The organism is Pantoea eucrina (genome assembly GCF_002095385.1).
GTDB classification, from domain to species: Bacteria; Pseudomonadota; Gammaproteobacteria; order Enterobacterales; family Enterobacteriaceae; genus Pantoea; species Pantoea eucrina.
This window is the reverse complement of sequence record NZ_MIPP01000015.1, coordinates 20,963-36,761: the sequence shown is the minus strand read 5'-3', so window position 1 is coordinate 36,761 and position 15,799 is coordinate 20,963. Positions and strand designations below refer to the sequence as shown.

The window sequence follows — 15,799 nt, the reverse complement described above, 5'->3', positions numbered from 1 at the left end:
TAACAACGATGCGAGAAGGATATATGACGCAACAGCCGCACATTAAATATCGCCACGACTACCGGGTGCCTGATTACACCATTACGGATATCGACCTGACGTTTGATCTGGATGCAACAGAAACACGCGTAACAGCCATCAGTCAGGTCAAACGTCTCGGCGCAGCAGACGCCGATCTGCATCTTGATGGTGAAGCGTTAACGCTGGTTGAGCTGACGGTAGATGGCGCGCCCTGGCCGCACTATCGCGAAGAGGCGGGGGCGCTGATCCTCAGTCAGCTGCCTGACAACTTCACGCTGCGCATTGTAAACCTGATCCATCCGGCTAAAAACAGCGCGCTGGAAGGGCTGTATCAGTCGGGCGAGGCGCTCTGCACCCAGTGTGAGGCGGAGGGTTTCCGGCACATCACCTGGTACCTGGATCGTCCTGACGTTCTGGCGCGCTTTACCACCACGCTCCGGGCCGACCCGGTGCGCTACCCGTATCTGCTCTCCAACGGTAACAAGCTAAAGAGCGGCGAGCTGGACGACGGGCGTCACTGGGTGACGTGGCAGGATCCGTTCCCGAAACCCTGCTATCTGTTTGCGCTGGTGGCAGGTGATTTTGATGTGCTGCGCGACAGTTTTACCACCCGTTCAGGGCGCGACGTCGCGCTGGAGATCTTTGTTGACCGCGGTAATCTCGATCGTGCCGACTGGGCAATGACCTCGCTGAAAGCCAGCATGAAGTGGGATGAAGAGCGTTTTGGTCTCGAATATGACCTCGATATCTTTATGATTGTCGCCGTGGATTTCTTCAATATGGGCGCGATGGAGAACAAAGGCCTCAACGTCTTTAACTCCAAATATGTGCTGGCAAAAGCGGAAACCGCGACGGATAAAGATTATCTCGGCATCGAGGCGGTGATCGGCCATGAGTATTTCCATAACTGGACCGGTAACCGCGTCACCTGTCGCGACTGGTTCCAGCTCAGCCTGAAAGAGGGTCTGACGGTATTCCGCGATCAGGAATTCAGCTCCGATCTCGGCTCCCGCGCGGTGAATCGTATTGATAACGTGCGGGTGATGCGCGGTGCGCAGTTTGCCGAAGATGCCAGCCCGATGGCGCACCCGATCCGGCCGGATCAGGTTATAGAGATGAATAACTTCTATACCCTGACGGTGTATGAGAAGGGATCGGAAGTGATCCGCATGATGCACACGCTGCTGGGTGAAGAGAAGTTTCAGCAGGGCATGCAGTGCTACTTCGAACGTCACGACGGCAGTGCGGCAACCTGCGACGATTTTGTCCAGGCGATGGAAGATGCCTCTGGCGTCGATTTAACCCAGTTCCGTCGCTGGTACAGCCAGTCAGGCACGCCGGTCTTGAGCGTGCGCGATGACTATAATCCGGAGCTGGAGCAGTATACCCTGCACGTGACCCAGCATACGCCGCCAACCGCAGATGGTCAGGAGAAGCTGCCGCTGCACATTCCGCTGGATATCGAACTCTACGATAACGAAGGCAAAGTGATCCCGCTGCAGCATAACGGCCAGCCGGTACATCACGTGCTGAACGTGACGCAGGCGTTCCAGACGTTTGTCTTTGATAACGTCTATTTTCAGCCGGTGCCGTCACTGTTGCGTGAATTCTCTGCACCGGTAAAACTCGATTATAAGTGGAGCGACGCACAGCTCACCTTCCTGATGCGTCACGCGAGCAATGAGTTTTCCCGCTGGGATGCGGCGCAGAGTCTGCTCGCAACCTATATTCGTCTCAACGTCGCGCGCTACCAGCAGGGCCAGCCGCTATCGCTGCCTCTGCACGTTGCTGACGCTTTCCGGGCGGTGCTGCTGGATGAGCAGGGCGATCCGGCGCTGATGGCGCTGATCCTGACCCTGCCATCAGAAAATGAGATAGCAGAGCTGTTCGACATCATCGATCCACAGGCGATTGCCGCCGTACGCCATGCGCTGATGCGCACGCTGGCAAACGAGCTGAACGACGAGTGCTATGCGCTCTATCTGGCCAGCCAGAGCAGCGAATATCGCGTTGATCATGCGGAAATTGGCCGGCGCGCGCTGAAGAATGTCTGTCTGAGCTATCTGGCTCTGGGGGATACGACGCAGGCCGATCGTCTGGTTCAGGCGCAGTATGCGCACGCCACGAATATGACTGATGCGCTGGCGGCGCTCTCGGCAGCGGTGATGGCACAGCTGCCGTGCCGCGACGCGCTGCTGGCCGCCTGGGATGAGCGCTGGCATCAGGACGGTCTGGTCATGGATAAATGGTTTATGCTGCAGGCGACCAGCCCGGCACCAGAAGTGTTACGCAACGTGCGTGCGCTGCTGAACCATCGCTCCTTCACCATGGGTAACCCCAACCGCATCCGGGCGCTGATTGGCGCATTCGCGGCGGGCAACCCGGCGGCGTTTCACGCGCAGGATGGCAGCGGTTATCAGTTCCTGGTTGAAATGCTGACCGATCTCAACACGCGTAACCCGCAGGTGGCCGCGCGCATGATTGAACCCCTGATCCGCCTGAAGCGCTATGATGCAGGACGTCAGGCGTTAATGCGTCAGGCACTGCAGCAGCTAAAGGGGCTGGATAATCTTTCCGGCGATCTCTATGAGAAAATCACCAAAGCGCTGAACGCGTAATCCTCCGCAGCCGCAACCGTCACCGGTTGCGGCTGCTCTTTTGCGGCCATGCGGGCACTACAGTATGGCGCGCCAAACCTTCTCATAAATCACTACTTTGGCCGCTAATCCGGCAGGGTGCGTTACGCTGACTTATATGTTATGTTATAACATCAATAAAACAAAGCGTGAGTATATTAGGATGAAAGTAGCGTACTGGACACTATTTCTGGGGCTGGCCTGCAGTTCAACGGTATTTGCACACGGCGGTCATTCGCACGGTGCTCCACTGAGTGAAAAAGAGGTGCGCGCGGCCAGCGGCATCTTTGCCGATGGCGATGTGAAAGATCGGCCGCTTTCCGACTGGGAAGGGGTATGGCAGTCCGTTTATCCCTATGCCAGAGATGGCTCACTGGATCCGGTATTTCAAAAAAAAGCGGCAGCCGATAAAACGCGCTCGTTCAGCGACATTAAACAGTACTATCTCATCGGCTATGCCAGCGATATTACTGACATCGGCATTGAAAACGACGTGATGGAATTTACCGAAAAAGGCGCGGTCAGCAGCTGTAAATATGCCTATAAAGGTTACAAGGTGCTCAACTACGTTTCCGGTAAAAGAGGGGTGCGTTATCTGTTTGAATGCACTGATAAAGCCAGTAAAGCGCCGCACTTTGTACAGTTCAGCGATCACATTATCAGCCCGCGTAAGTCATCCCACTTTCATATCTTTACGGGTAATGTCTCGCAGGCTGCGCTGTTTGATGAACTGGAAAACTGGCCCACGTTCTTCCCTTACCAGCTGAGTAAAGCGCAGGTGGTGGATGACCTGCTGCATCACTGATGCACAGCCCGCTGGCGGACAGACCCGCCAGCGGGCAGGGCAGTTAACGCTGCCGGGCAAAGCGCAGCGGTTGCTCAGCGGCGCTGCGCGTCATCACCCGATCCAGTACGCTCGCTTCCAGCTCCGCCAGCCGAGCCGAGCCTTTGCGGCGCGGACGCGGCAAATCGGTCGACAGGTCGAGCCCGATTTTACCCTCTTCAATCAGTAACACCCGATCGGCCAGCGCCACCGCCTCGCTGACATCATGCGTCACCAGCAGTACCGTAAAATTGTGCTGCTGCCAGAGTGATTCGATCAGCCTCTGCATCTCAATGCGGGTTAAGGCATCCAGCGCGCCCAGCGGTTCATCGAGCAGCAGTAAGCCAGGACGGTGGATCAGCGCCCGCGCCAGCGCCACGCGCTGCTTCTGTCCACCTGAGAGGGCAGCAGGCCACTCATTTGCGCGATCGTCAAGCCCTACGGCCTCCAGTGCCTCCAGCGCGGCGCTGCGCCATTCGCGGCCGCGTAAGCCGAGTCCGACGTTATCGATCACTTTTTTCCACGGCAGCAGACGCGCATCCTGGAACATCAGTCGCGTATCGTCGCGCGCCGCGGCCAGCGGCGCGTTACCTGCCAGCAGCTCACCCTGACTGGCGACTTCCAGTCCGGCCAGCAGCCGCAGCAGGGTGCTTTTACCGCAGCCGCTGCGCCCGACCACGGCAACAAACTGCCCGGCCGGAATATGCAGGCTGACCTGGTCAAGAATAGTACGATTGCCATAGTGCTTAGAGAGGTTACTGATGGCGACCGGCGTGCCGCTGATCAGGCGCGCCGGATTCTGTACGGCATTGCTCATGCGTTGCTCTCCTTCAGTTGCCAGGCCGGGTGCCAGCGCAGCCAGATACGCTCCAGCAGCTGTGCCGCCACGTCTGCCAGTTTGCCCAGCAGGGCATAAAGAATAATGGCCACCACCACCACGTCAGTTTGCAAAAATTCGCGCGCGTTCATCGCCAGATAGCCGATACCGGAGTTGGCCGAGATGGTTTCAGCCACAATCAGCGTCAGCCACATCAGACCCAGCGCAAAGCGCACCCCGACCATGATGCCGGGCAGGGCGCCAGGCAGGATAACCTGCGCAAACAGCGACCAGCCGGAGAGGCCATAGCTGCGCGCCATCTCTATCAGCCCGCGATCGATATTGCGGATCCCGTGATAGGTATTGAGGTAGATCGGAAACAGCGTACCGAGTGCGACCAGGAAAATTTTGGCCGATTCATCAATGCCAAACCAGAGGATCACCAGCGGGATCAGCGCCAGATGCGGCACGTTGCGCAGCATCTGTAGCGAGGTATCCAGCAGACGCTCACCGGTGCGCGATGTACCGGTGATGAGTCCGAGCGCCAGCCCGATCGTGCCGCCGATAGCAAAACCGATTAGTGCGCGCCAGCTGCTGATGGCCAGGTGCTGCCACAGTTCACCGCTGGCGGTCAGCTGCCAGAAGGCGGTCACAATTTTCTCCGGCGCCGGTAAAATACGCGTGGAGAGCCAGCCCTGCGACGAAGCGAGCTGCCATATCGCCACTATTCCCACCGGCAGCAGCCAGGGCAGCAGCGCATTGCGCAGCGTTTTTATCTGCTCAGACATGGTGACTCCTTAGCTTTGCGCAACTTTCTGTGGCGTAAAATCATTGGCCACGGCTTCGCCATGCGCCTGCACGATGCGCGGTGCAGGCACTTCCGGCACGGCCAGGTCAAGATGGGGAAACAGCAGCTCGCCAACGCGGTACGCTTCTTCCAGATGCGGATAGCCAGAAAGGATAAAGGTCTCAATCCCCAGAGCCTGATATTCGCGCATGCGTTCTGCGACAGTTGGCCCGTCGCCGACCAGCGCAGTACCGGCTCCGCCGCGTACCAGGCCAACCCCAGCCCAGAGGTTCGGACTGATCTCCAGCTTATCGCGCTGGCCGCCGTGCAGGGCAGCCATCCGCTGCTGTCCGACCGAATCCGTGCGCGCAAACGCCGCCTGTGCTTTGGCAATCGTGGCGTCATCCAGATGTGAAATAAGCCGATCCGCGGCCTGCCACGCCTCTTCGTTCGTTTCGCGCACAATCACGTGCAGACGAATACCGAAGCGCACCGTGCGCCCCTGCGCTGCGGCTTTGGCGCGTACCTGCTCAATCTTTTCTTTAACCAGCGCGGGCGGCTCTCCCCAGGTGAGATAGACGTCAACCTGTTCAGCAGCCAGATCCTGCGCGGCATCAGAAGAGCCGCCGAACCAGAGTGGCGGACGCGGCTGCTGTACCGAACGGAACATCAGGCGCGCACCGCGCACTTTGACGTGTTTGCCCTCATAGTCCACCGTTTCGCCTTCAGAAACACGTCGCCAGATGCGGGTAAATTCCGCCGATTCTGCATAGCGTTCGCGATGGTCGAGAAAAACGCCATCGCCCGCCAGCTCTTCCGGATCGCCACCGGTCACCAGGTTAAACAGCGCACGACCGTTAGAGAGGCGATCCAGCGTTGCCGCCTGACGCGCTGCCTGGGTCGGCGAGATCACGCCGGGACGCAGTGCCACCAGAAAGCGCAGGCGCTGCGTTACCGGGATCAGCGAGGCAGCGACCAGCCAGGCATCTTCGCAGGAGCGGCCGGTCGGGATCAGCACGCCGCCAAAACCCAGCCGGTCAGCGGCCTGTGCTATCTGCTGCAGATAACCGTGATCCACCGGACGGGCGCCTTCGGCGGTTCCCAGATAGTGACCATCGCCGTGCGTGGGAAGAAACCAGAAAACAGATATGCTCATTGTGTTGTTCCTTATTAATGGGCCGTCCGGGGTTGCCAGATGCGGTCAGCGATGGTGAGTTTTACCGGCAACAGATGGCTGGCGTAAAACAGATCGGCAGTGTGCTGCTGCGCGGCGGCGGTGCGTGCACTGACGGGGGTAATCGTGGTAGGCGGACGATGATCGAGATAGCTCGCCAGGACCGGTTTTGGCAGGCCCATCGCCTGCGCCAGCAGGTCGATACTCTGCGTTCGCTGGCTCTGCGTCAGCGCATCCGCCTCGCTGAAGGTGGCCAGCACCTGGCTGAGGGTGTCGGGACTGGCTTCAGCAAACTGTCGGGTCGCCAGATAGAAAGAGCCGGTCAGGTTCAGCGTGCTGCCGTCAGTGAGGACGCGCACATTGCCCTGCTGCAGAGCGGCTGAGTAATAAGGATCCCAGATCGCCCAGGCGTCAACGTTACCCTGCTGAAACGCCGCGCGGGCATCGGCTGGCGTCAGATAGACCGGCTGAATATCATTGAAGCTCAGACCCGCCTGCTGCAGCGCGCGCAGCAGCAGATTGTGCGAGCTGGAGCCTTTCTGAAAGGCAACTTTGCGGCCTTTCAGATCGGCCACGCTGTGGATGGGGCTGTTCTGCGGTACCAGGATCACTTCTGCTTTAGGTTTCGCGGGTTCCGATCCGACATAAAGCAGATCGGCGCCGGCGGCCTGCGCAAAGAGCGGAGGAATATCCCCGGTGCTGCCTAAATCGATACTGCCGATGTTAAGCGCTTCCAGCATCTGCGGGCCGGCAGGAAACTCAATCCACTTAATTGCCATCGCCGGAAAACGCTGCTCCAGCAGCCGGTGCGATTTTGCCAGCACCATGCTGACCGAGCCTTTCTGGTAGCCGATACGGATCTGAGAAGGCGCGTCCGCTGCGCTGGCCGTCAGGGTAAACAGGGCAGCCAGCGCCGGGAGCAGCAGAGCCGTTATAAGTCGTTTCACGATAGTCTCTCCTCAGACAGCCCGGGCAAAAAGCAGATGACGGCGCTGCAGCGCGAGCCAGAAGTTCTCCAGCGCATCATCAATACGGGAAGTGAGATCGCTGGCAAATTCCGGCTGGCGGTCGTAATGCGTAATCTGCAGATCCTGCGCAAACACTCCCTGTAACACCTCCTGCGCTTTCAGCGCGCTCAGTACCGGTTTAAGCCCGTAATCAAGCGCCAGCATATGTGCCACGCTGCCGCCACTTGCCAGCGGCAGTACGACTTTTTCTTCCAGCGCCCGCTCCGGCAGCAGATCCAGGACAGTTTTTAGCGCACCTGCAAACGACGCTTTATAGACAGGAGTAGAAATGATGACGCCGGTCGCGCTGGCGATGTCAGCTTTAAACGCATTCAGGGCAGGGGAGTCGAAACGGGCATGGATCAAATCTTCCGGCGGAAAATTGTGAATATTCCACGCAATAACTTCGGCGCCCCGGGCTTCCAGCTGACGCTGGCAGAGCGTCAGCAGCGCCGTCGAACGTGAAGGGAAACGGGGGCTGCCCGCCAGCGTTAAGATCCGCATACCTGCTCCTTATAACAAAAAGTTATCGATAACGTTTAATTGAGAACTGATTGTCTTAATCCTGCCAGAGCGCCGGAAAAGGGGTAAATGATTTATCCGGCAATCAAAAGCTTTAAAACGGCAAACGGATCCCGCTATCGATCTGCTGCCTGCGCAACGCTACTGCCTGCGCTGCCAGCCGGGCCCACAGAGCGGCGGCGGATAAAACGGCCCAATCTCTGTTTTTTATTGATGAATTTAAGAAAAAGCTGCGGCGTGAATGCCAGGTGGTTTTTAAGAATTACTCCTGTGGGCGCTGTCACATTTTTGTGTCACGCTTGAAGACATTGAGAAAAATACCCAGACCCCCATACTTTTATGTCTATCAAACGTAATGCGATTGCCAACTATGTCGGGCAGATCTACCTGACGCTGTCAGGTATTTTAGTGGTGCCGCTCTATATTCAGAATCTGGGGATGGAAGCGTATGGCCTGGTCGGCTTCTTTTCTATATTACTGACCTGGCTGCAGCTGCTGGATGCGGGCGTCTCCACCACGCTGATGCGTGAAGCGGCGCGCTACCGCGCTAATCAGGCAGAATTTGTCTGGTTTCCGGCGCTGTTTACTACCCTGACGCGCTTTTTCCTTTTTTCAACGCTGGTGCTGGTGGTGCTGGGCTGGCTGGCAACGCCCTGGATAGCGACACACTGGCTGGATGCGCGTCATCTGCCGGCCGGCGATGTGGTTATCGCCGTGGCGATTATGGTGATCACCGCGGCCATTCGCTGGCGCACCAGTCCCTATCGCAGCGTGATCATCGGCTTTGAACATCAGGTCTGGCTGAATGGCGTTAACCTGACTATTACCACGCTGCGCACCTTTGGTGCGGTGCTGGTGATCCAGCTCTTCGCCAACGCCGTGCTGACATTCTTTATCTGGCAGCTGCTGGTCTCCATCGCCGAGGCGGGCTGCTGCATCTGGAAGGCGTATCAGCTTATCCCGCGCGCCGCGCGCAAAGAGAAGCGCAGCGACCTGAAAGAGGTGCTGAGGCCTTTTATTCGCTTTGCGCTGAGCGCCGCGTTCTCCAGCGCAATCTGGACGTTTATCTCGCAGATTGACCGTCTGGTGCTGTCTAAAACCCTGCCGCTGAGCGAGTACGGATCCTTTACCGTCGTGGCAACGGCGGCGACCGGTATCCTGCTGCTCAGCAGCCCGATTATGCAGGCGATTGTGCCGCGCATGACCGGCATGAAAACCCGGCAGCAGGGCGATGCGGAATCTCTGCGTCTCTACCGTTACACCACGCAGGCAGTCGCCATTTTTATGGCCCCGCTCAGTATCACTATCGCCTGCTATTCGGGTCCGCTGCTCTGGGCGTGGACGCAAAAAACGCAGATTGTCGATGAGATGGCTTTTGTCCTGACGCTGTACGCTTTAGGCAGCGGAATTCAGGCGATCTGTGGCTTGCTCTATCACCTGCAGTACGTGAATGGCAACCTAAAACTCCATATGCAGGGCTTTACCCTGTTTGCCATTCTGCTGGTGCCGCTTAACATCTGGTGTGCGATTCACTACGGCGCGCTGGGAACCGGCTGGCTGTGGCTGGCGCAGAACATTTTCTACCTGGTTGGCTGGGCATGGCTGGTACACCGTCGTTTTGCGCCGGGTATCCACTTCAGCTGGCTAACGCGCGACGTGGCGCTGATCTGGGCGGTATCGGGCCTGATTGCCGGCCTGAGCATGCTGCTGCCTATTGAGTGGAACCAGAATCGCTGGATTAATCTGCTCTGGCTGGCATTGATTGGTGCCGTGAATCTCGGCGTCTGCTGTCTGCTGCATAGCCTGGTGCTGAAGCGCCTGCGCCGTACACCCGTTGTTAATGCTGAAGAAAGAGGATAAGTATGACGTCGCGCTCCGTCCCGACTATATCGGTCATTATTCCGAACTGGAACTGCGCCCCGTGGCTGCCGGAGACGATGCAGTCGCTGCTGCAGCAGACGTCGCCGGCAGATGAGATTATTATCATTGACGACGGCTCAACGGATGAGAGCGTGAGCTGGCTTACGGCGTTCGCTGAGGCGCATCCGCAGGTCACTTTGCTGAGCGGCAACCGCGGCGGCGTCAGCGCAGCGCGGATGAAAGGGCTGGCGGTCGCCACCGGCGATTTCCTCTATTTTATGGATGCCGATGACTTTATCTCCGCCACTCTGTTTGCCGATTTCCGGCGCGCGCAGGCGCAGCATACCGGACTTGAGCTGTTCTGCTTCGGCGCAAAAATGTTTTTCGACGTCCCGGAACCGCAGCGCCACTATCAGACGATTCATCAGCGTCACGTCAGCGGCCTTTTCTCCGGCGGCAGCGAAAGTCTGCGCACGCTGATCCAGCATCAGTCGGCCCACCGGGTGATCTGGAGCAGCATCATTTCCCGGCAGCTGATTGAGCGGCTGGGGCTGAGTTTCCTGCCGATTCAGAATCATGAAGATGCGCCTTTTATGTTCGCGCTTTATATGCAGGCGCACAGTTTCTACTGCACCGGCGAGAGCTACTACTACAAGCGCTTTATGCAGAGTTCGCTGTCGCAAAGCACCCGCGACTTCTCCTGGATAAAAAACTACTTTATCGCCCGCGACAGCAGTGAAGCGTTTTTACGAGAGCATCAGCTGCCGCAGGATGAGGTATTACTGGATGACTACTATCAGACTATTATGCATGGCTGCCTGGCACAGATCCGTAAACACCGCATTAAAGTACCTGCCGAGTGGCAGCCGCGGGTAAACAGTCTGGTGCGGCGCGTATTACGGCATAATACCCGGCTGAAACTGCTCTGGTATTGTCCGCCGCTCTATCACGGTCTGCAGGCGTGCCGTAATCGCCTGAGTCGTTATTCGTCCCGCCGTTGATCGCGATCCTGTTCTGAGGTTCGTCACTAATTTACTTTTGCGCCAGAGCACCTTACCATTCTGGCGCACGTCTTCCCGTGCACCCGCTGTTTCTTCCTTTACTGCCATTCAGGAGAGTGCATGTTATATCCCATCGTCCGGCCCGCCCTGTTTAAACTCGATCCCGAGCGCGCGCATGAACTCACTTTCCAGCAGCTGCGTTTTATCAGCGGTACGCCGCTGGAGGGGCTGATTCGGCAGTCGCTGCCGGCGCGTCCGGTAAGCTGTATGGGCCTGACGTTTCCCAACCCGCTGGGTCTGGCGGCCGGGCTGGATAAAAACGCGGAGTGCATTGATGTGTTTGGCGCGATGGGGTTTGGTTTTATTGAAGTCGGTACGGTAACGCCGCGTGCGCAGCCCGGAAATGATAAACCGCGTATGTTCCGTCTGGTTGAGGCGGGCGGCATCATTAACCGCATGGGATTTAATAACCACGGGGTTGATCATCTGGTAGAGAACGTCAAAAAAGCGCGATTTAAAGGCGTACTGGGGATCAATATTGGCAAGAATAAAGATACCCCGGTTGAGCAGGGGAAAGAGGATTACCTGATCTGCATGGAGAAGGTCTACGCCCATGCGGGTTATATTGCGATAAATATCTCTTCACCTAACACGCCGGGTCTGCGTACGCTGCAATATGGCGATGCGCTGGACGATTTGCTGGCGGCGATTAAATTAAAACAGCAGGAACTACAGCAGCGACACCTTAAATATGTTCCGGTGGCCGTAAAGATTGCGCCGGATCTGTCTGAGGAGGAATTAATCCAGGTTGCTGACAGCCTGGTGCGTCACCAGATTGATGGTGTGATTGCAACCAATACCACGCTGGATCGTACGCTGGTCAGCGGACTTAAACATGCAGATGAAGCGGGCGGCCTGAGCGGACGCCCGGTACAGACGCGCAGCACAGAGGTAATCCGCCGGCTGGCGCAGGAGCTGCAGGGGCGCTTACCTGTTATTGGTGCCGGTGGAATAGATTCACTCATCGCCGCACGGGAAAAAATTGCCGCGGGCGCCACCCTGGTGCAGATATACTCCGGATTTATTTATCAGGGACCGGCTTTAATTAAAGATATCGTGACCCACCTCTAAGACATATCTCACTTTCCCCGGCCAGGGGGTTTATTTCTCCCTCTGGCTCGTTTATATTTTCCCCTGTTGTTCTATTTTTCAGCTTTTTGCTTAAAGCGATATTTTATTTTTTAGGCGCCATTTAGCGCAGCAGAATCCCACAAGGCACATCATGAAAATCAAACCCGATGACAACTGGCGCTGGTATTATGACGCCGAGCATGACCGTATGATGCTTGATTTGGCTGATGGCACACTCTTCCGCTCCCGCTTCTCCCGCAAAATGCTGACGCCCGACGCTTTTAACAGCAGCGGATTTTGCGTCGATGATGCCGCACTCTATTTTAGTTTCGATGACCGCTGTCGTGAGAGTGAATTATCCGCTCATCAGCGTGCCGAGCTGATCCTGAATGCGCTGGTGGCAAGCCGCTTCCTCAAGCCGCTGATGCCAAAAAGCTGGCACTTCATCAGCCACAAACATAGCTGGCAGCCGGTCGCGGGCGATATGGTCACGGCTACGCTGGCTGAGAGCGGTGAGCAGGCACAGCTGCTGGTAGTAGAAAGCAGTGAAAACGCGGCGCTCTGTCTGGTGGCGCAGCCGGCACTGAGCATGGCGGGAAAAAGCATGCAGCTTGGCGATGCGATCAAAATCATGAACGATCGCCTGCAGCCGCTGCAGCTGGCGACCTGGTACGCGCGCGCGGTTTAGATTTTATCCCAGCTCAATATCACTGTCCGGAATACAGCTGCAGCTCAGAATAGTGCCGTCAGCACGTACGGCGCTCTGCTTTAACGGCCTGACGGTGCCGGCGACCAGCGTGACTTTACAGCTGCCGCACAGCCCGGCCCGGCAGGAGTAGGGAATACGAAACCCGGCCATCTCCAGCTGCTCCAGTAATACCTGCTGATTATCTCCCTCAAAACGCCGGCCCTGACAGGTAATGGTGACGCTGGCAGGCGCACCTGGCTCTGCTGTCAGCGAAGCTTCTGTTTTGCCGGCACCATAGACGCGCGGGGTATGGCGTTCCAGAATCGTCACGCTGTCCCCGCTGCGGATCAGCCCGCTGTTCAGGGCTATCAGATTGAGGCCAAAATCGATATCACCGCTGCCATCCTGCGCGCTGCGAAAGCCCTGCAGCGTGGTCAGCGGCTCACCCGCCGGATGTTTCTCTCCGTTCTCTGTCCCGATAGTGGTAAATATGCAGCGGCTGCACGGTTTCGGCACGACAAACTCAACGTCACCGATTTGCAGCCGCTTCCAGCTATCTTCATCCCAGGCGGGGGCACCGCTGACCACCAGGTTAGGGCGAAACTGCTCTACGCGTACGCCAGCCGGGCAGCGCTGCTGCAGATCCTGCATCGACGCCATATTGACCAGCAGAAACGGATAGCCGTCGGCAAAGCCGAGCGGCACGGCGTCAAAGCGCTTTACGCGCCGCGTCGGCGTCTCACCTGTCCAGCGCAGCTGTACCGGGCGCGGAAAATAGTCGCTCAGCCAGCGGTTAATCGCTTCCGGCGCGATGCGGGCAGTAAAGGTGTTGCCCCAGACAACGGTTTCGCTCTCTTCTGCTGCAAAGTCGGCATAGCGGATCAGCGCCTGCTGACCGTCCGGCGCGTTAATCAGCAGGCCATCCGGCAGCACAACCGGCGTAAAACGCACCAGCTGCGGAAACTGCCGGGCGGTGATGAACGTCCCGTCAGGCTCGGTGATCATAAAGATGCGATCAAACGCCAGACCGCTCTGCAGCACCTGTGCATGCGACTGCTGCAGGCCGCGCATCGATTTGACCGGGTGAATATAAAGACGGGATAAGGTAATCATCATCGCTCCATGCAGACAAAAAGAAGCTAACTTTATGACATAGGACGCTGATTCGCTATAATGCGCAGCAATTTTAGCAAGAGTATAAGTGACGATATGAATTCTCTGTTTGCCAGTACGGCGCGTGGGCTCGAAGAGCTGTTGAAAACTGAGCTGGACGCGCTGGGCGCGCAGGATTTGCAGGTGGTGCAGGGCGGCGTCCACTTCCGTGCCGACGATCGCGTAATGTATCAAAGCCTGCTGTGGAGCCGTCTGGCTTCACGTATTTTGCTGCCGCTGGGAGAATTCGGTGTCTGGAGTGACCTCGATCTCTATGTCGGCGCGCAGAGTATCCCCTGGGCTGAGCTGTTTGACAGCGAAACCACCTTTGCCATCCATTTCAGCGGCACCAACGACGTTATCCGCAACAGCCAGTTTGGCGCGCTGCGAATTAAAGATGCGATCGTTGACTGCTTTACCCGTCAGGATCTGCCGCGCCCCAGCGTGGATCGCGAGCAGCCCGGTATTCGCATTAACGCCTGGCTGAATAAAGATCGCGTCAGCATCGCACTGGATCTCAGCGGCACCGCGCTGCATCAGCGCGGCTATCGTCAGCAGACCGGTCAGGCGCCGCTGAAAGAGAATCTGGCGGCTGCCATTGTTATGCGTTCCGGCTGGCAGCCGGAAACGCCGCTGCTGGATCCCATGTGCGGTTCCGGCACGCTGCTGATTGAGGCGGCCTTAATTGCCTGCGATCGCGCGCCGGGTCTGCTGCGCAGCCACTGGGGCTTTAGCCGCTGGAAGCAGCATAACGCAGCGCTGTGGCAGGAGCTGCGCAGCGAAGCGCTGCAGCGCGCGCGGGCTGGCACCGCAGCCGCCCAGGCACGCTTCTTTGGTTATGATAACGATGGCCGCGTGCTGGAGTGGGCGCGCGCTAACGCGCGTCGTGCCGGCGTCTTCGAGCTTTTCACCTTTGCGCAGCAGGATGTGCTGAAGCTGAGTAATCCGCTTGACGATAAAAGCGTGACCGGAACGGTGCTGAGTAACCCGCCTTATGGTGAGCGTCTGGAGAGCGAGCCGGCGCTGATTGCGCTGCACAGCCAGCTGGGCCGCATTATGAAGCAGCAGTTTGGCGGCTGGAATCTGTCGCTGTTCAGCGCCTCACCCGATCTGCTGAGCTGCCTGCAGCTGCGCGCGGAGCGCCAGTTTAAAGCGAAAAATGGCCCGCTGGAGTGCGTGCAGAAAAATTATCAGCTGGCGGCGTCCGGTGCGGCTGGCAGCGCGCAGATTGCGGAAGATTTCGCAAACCGCCTGCGCAAGAACCTGAAGAAGCTGGAGAAATGGGCGCGTCAGTCGGGCATTGAGTGCTACCGCCTTTATGATGCCGATCTGCCGGAATACAATGTTGCAGTGGATCGCTACGCCGACTGGGTGGTGGTGCAGGAGTACGCGCCACCAAAAACCATCGACGCGGCCAAAGCGCGCCAGCGGCTGTTTGATGTCATCAGCGCCACGCTCAGCGTGCTGGAGATCCCGGCTAACAGGCTGGTGTTGAAAACCCGCGAGCGGCAAAAGGGCAAAAATCAGTATCAAAAACTGGGAGAAAAGGGCGAATTCTTTGAAGTACAGGAGTTCAATGCCCGGCTGCTGGTTAATCTTACTGACTACCTTGATACCGGCCTGTTCCTCGATCACCGTATCGCGCGGCAGATGCTCGGCGAGATGAGTAAAGGTAAAGACTTCCTGAACCTGTTCTCTTACACCGGCAGCGCCAGCGTGCACGCCGGGCTGGGCGGGGCAAAATCCACCACTACGGTTGACATGTCGCGTACCTACCTTGAGTGGGCAGAGCGCAACCTGCGCATTAATGGTCTGACCGGCCGTCAGCATCGCCTGCTGCACGCCGACTGCCTGAGCTGGCTGCGTGAAAGCGACGAGCAGTTTGACCTGATTTTTATCGATCCGCCGACCTTCTCCAACTCCAAGCGTATGGAGGCGGATTTTGATGTGCAGCGCGATCATCTGATGCTGCTGCAAAACCTGAAGCGCATGCTGCGTCGCGGCGGCACCATTATGTTCTCCAACAACAAGCGCGGCTTCAAAATGGATCTGGAGGGCCTGCAACGGCTCGGTCTGCAGGCGCAGGAGATCACGCAAAAAACCCTGTCACAGGACTTTGCCCGTAATCGTCAAATTCACAACTGCTGGCTGGTCAGCCACGCCGGTAAGGAATAATTTAT

Annotated in this window: 13 protein-coding genes; 7 read left to right on the top strand and 6 right to left on the bottom strand. The window is 57.7% G+C overall.

Annotation, left to right across the window (positions count from 1 at the left end; translation table 11 throughout):
* Positions 1-23: 23 nt before the first annotated feature.
* A complete protein-coding gene (gene pepN, locus HA43_RS08765; protein WP_094111474.1) occupies positions 24-2,639 on the top strand; it encodes an aminopeptidase N in 2,616 nt (871 codons plus the stop codon).
* 181 nt (positions 2,640-2,820) lie between these two features.
* A complete protein-coding gene (zinT, locus tag HA43_RS08760) occupies positions 2,821-3,462 on the top strand; it encodes a metal-binding protein ZinT (RefSeq protein WP_094111473.1) in 642 nt (213 codons plus the stop codon).
* 43 nt (positions 3,463-3,505) lie between these two features.
* Here zinT and ssuB read toward each other — a convergent pair whose 3' ends face one another.
* Genes ssuB through ssuE form a run of 5 tightly spaced genes read right to left on the bottom strand, consistent with a single transcriptional unit; the run spans position 3,506 to position 7,769 of the window.
* Positions 3,506-4,297, bottom strand: coding sequence for an aliphatic sulfonates ABC transporter ATP-binding protein (ssuB, locus tag HA43_RS08755; RefSeq protein ID WP_094111472.1), 792 nt, complete (start codon positions 4,295-4,297; stop codon positions 3,506-3,508).
* Positions 4,294-5,085 carry an aliphatic sulfonate ABC transporter permease SsuC gene (gene ssuC / locus HA43_RS08750; protein ID WP_094111471.1) on the bottom strand — a complete coding sequence of 264 codons (792 nt, stop codon included), beginning with the start codon at positions 5,083-5,085 and terminating at the stop codon, positions 4,294-4,296. Before ssuC ends, ssuB begins: the two co-directional genes overlap by 4 nt.
* 9 nt (positions 5,086-5,094) lie before the next feature.
* A complete protein-coding gene (ssuD, locus tag HA43_RS08745; protein WP_094111470.1) occupies positions 5,095-6,240 on the bottom strand; it encodes an FMNH2-dependent alkanesulfonate monooxygenase in 1,146 nt (381 codons plus the stop codon).
* A gap of 14 nt (positions 6,241-6,254) precedes the next feature.
* Entirely contained in the window at positions 6,255-7,205 is a 951-nt protein-coding gene (locus HA43_RS08740) for a sulfonate ABC transporter substrate-binding protein (RefSeq protein ID WP_094111469.1), read from the bottom strand.
* Positions 7,206-7,217: 12 nt separating this feature from the next.
* Positions 7,218-7,769, bottom strand: a complete 552-nt coding sequence (gene ssuE / locus HA43_RS08735; RefSeq protein WP_094111468.1) for an NADPH-dependent FMN reductase — start codon at positions 7,767-7,769, stop codon at positions 7,218-7,220.
* Between the two features lie 357 nt (positions 7,770-8,126).
* On the opposite strand from ssuE, the gene HA43_RS08730 reads away from it, so the two are divergent.
* From HA43_RS08730 to HA43_RS08715, 4 genes are all read left to right on the top strand, one after another.
* Positions 8,127-9,647 carry a lipopolysaccharide biosynthesis protein gene (locus HA43_RS08730; protein WP_094111467.1) on the top strand — a complete coding sequence of 507 codons (1,521 nt, stop codon included), beginning with the start codon at positions 8,127-8,129 and terminating at the stop codon, positions 9,645-9,647.
* Between the two features lie 2 nt (positions 9,648-9,649).
* A complete protein-coding gene (locus HA43_RS08725) occupies positions 9,650-10,648 on the top strand; it encodes a glycosyltransferase family 2 protein (RefSeq protein ID WP_094111466.1) in 999 nt (332 codons plus the stop codon).
* 120 nt (positions 10,649-10,768) lie between these two features.
* The gene (pyrD, locus tag HA43_RS08720; RefSeq protein ID WP_094111465.1) at positions 10,769-11,779 is read left to right on the top strand and encodes a quinone-dependent dihydroorotate dehydrogenase; all 1,011 of its coding nucleotides are present in this window, start codon (positions 10,769-10,771) and stop codon (positions 11,777-11,779) included.
* A gap of 151 nt (positions 11,780-11,930) precedes the next feature.
* Positions 11,931-12,467, top strand: a complete 537-nt coding sequence (locus HA43_RS08715) for a cell division protein ZapC (RefSeq protein WP_039383627.1) — start codon at positions 11,931-11,933, stop codon at positions 12,465-12,467.
* 3 nt (positions 12,468-12,470) lie between these two features.
* Here the strand turns inward: HA43_RS08715 and HA43_RS08710 are convergent, their stop codons facing one another.
* Complete coding sequence (locus HA43_RS08710; protein ID WP_094111464.1) at positions 12,471-13,580, bottom strand: YcbX family protein; 1,110 nt, start codon at positions 13,578-13,580, stop codon at positions 12,471-12,473.
* Positions 13,581-13,676: 96 nt separating this feature from the next.
* On the opposite strand from HA43_RS08710, the gene rlmKL reads away from it, so the two are divergent.
* Complete coding sequence (gene rlmKL, locus HA43_RS08705; RefSeq protein ID WP_094111463.1) at positions 13,677-15,794, top strand: bifunctional 23S rRNA (guanine(2069)-N(7))-methyltransferase RlmK/23S rRNA (guanine(2445)-N(2))-methyltransferase RlmL; 2,118 nt, start codon at positions 13,677-13,679, stop codon at positions 15,792-15,794.
* Positions 15,795-15,799 lie beyond the last annotated feature (5 nt).

What these genes read in the sequence shown, in the direction of transcription:
- HA43_RS08730 (WP_094111467.1), top strand. Translation starts at nt 8,127, where the DNA reads ATGTCTATCAAACGTAATGCGATTGCCAACTATGTCGGGCAGATCTAC.
- pyrD (WP_094111465.1), top strand. Translation starts at nt 10,769, where the DNA reads ATGTTATATCCCATCGTCCGGCCCGCCCTGTTTAAACTCGATCCCGAG.
- zinT (WP_094111473.1), top strand. Translation starts at nt 2,821, where the DNA reads ATGAAAGTAGCGTACTGGACACTATTTCTGGGGCTGGCCTGCAGTTCA.
- rlmKL (WP_094111463.1), top strand. Translation starts at nt 13,677, where the DNA reads ATGAATTCTCTGTTTGCCAGTACGGCGCGTGGGCTCGAAGAGCTGTTG.
- HA43_RS08715 (WP_039383627.1), top strand. Translation starts at nt 11,931, where the DNA reads ATGAAAATCAAACCCGATGACAACTGGCGCTGGTATTATGACGCCGAG.
- ssuC (WP_094111471.1), bottom strand. Translation starts at nt 5,085, where the DNA reads ATGTCTGAGCAGATAAAAACGCTGCGCAATGCGCTGCTGCCCTGGCTG.
- HA43_RS08725 (WP_094111466.1), top strand. Translation starts at nt 9,650, where the DNA reads ATGACGTCGCGCTCCGTCCCGACTATATCGGTCATTATTCCGAACTGG.
- ssuE (WP_094111468.1), bottom strand. Translation starts at nt 7,769, where the DNA reads ATGCGGATCTTAACGCTGGCGGGCAGCCCCCGTTTCCCTTCACGTTCG.
- pepN (WP_094111474.1), top strand. Translation starts at nt 24, where the DNA reads ATGACGCAACAGCCGCACATTAAATATCGCCACGACTACCGGGTGCCT.
- HA43_RS08710 (WP_094111464.1), bottom strand. Translation starts at nt 13,580, where the DNA reads ATGATTACCTTATCCCGTCTTTATATTCACCCGGTCAAATCGATGCGC.
- ssuB (WP_094111472.1), bottom strand. Translation starts at nt 4,297, where the DNA reads ATGAGCAATGCCGTACAGAATCCGGCGCGCCTGATCAGCGGCACGCCG.
- ssuD (WP_094111470.1), bottom strand. Translation starts at nt 6,240, where the DNA reads ATGAGCATATCTGTTTTCTGGTTTCTTCCCACGCACGGCGATGGTCAC.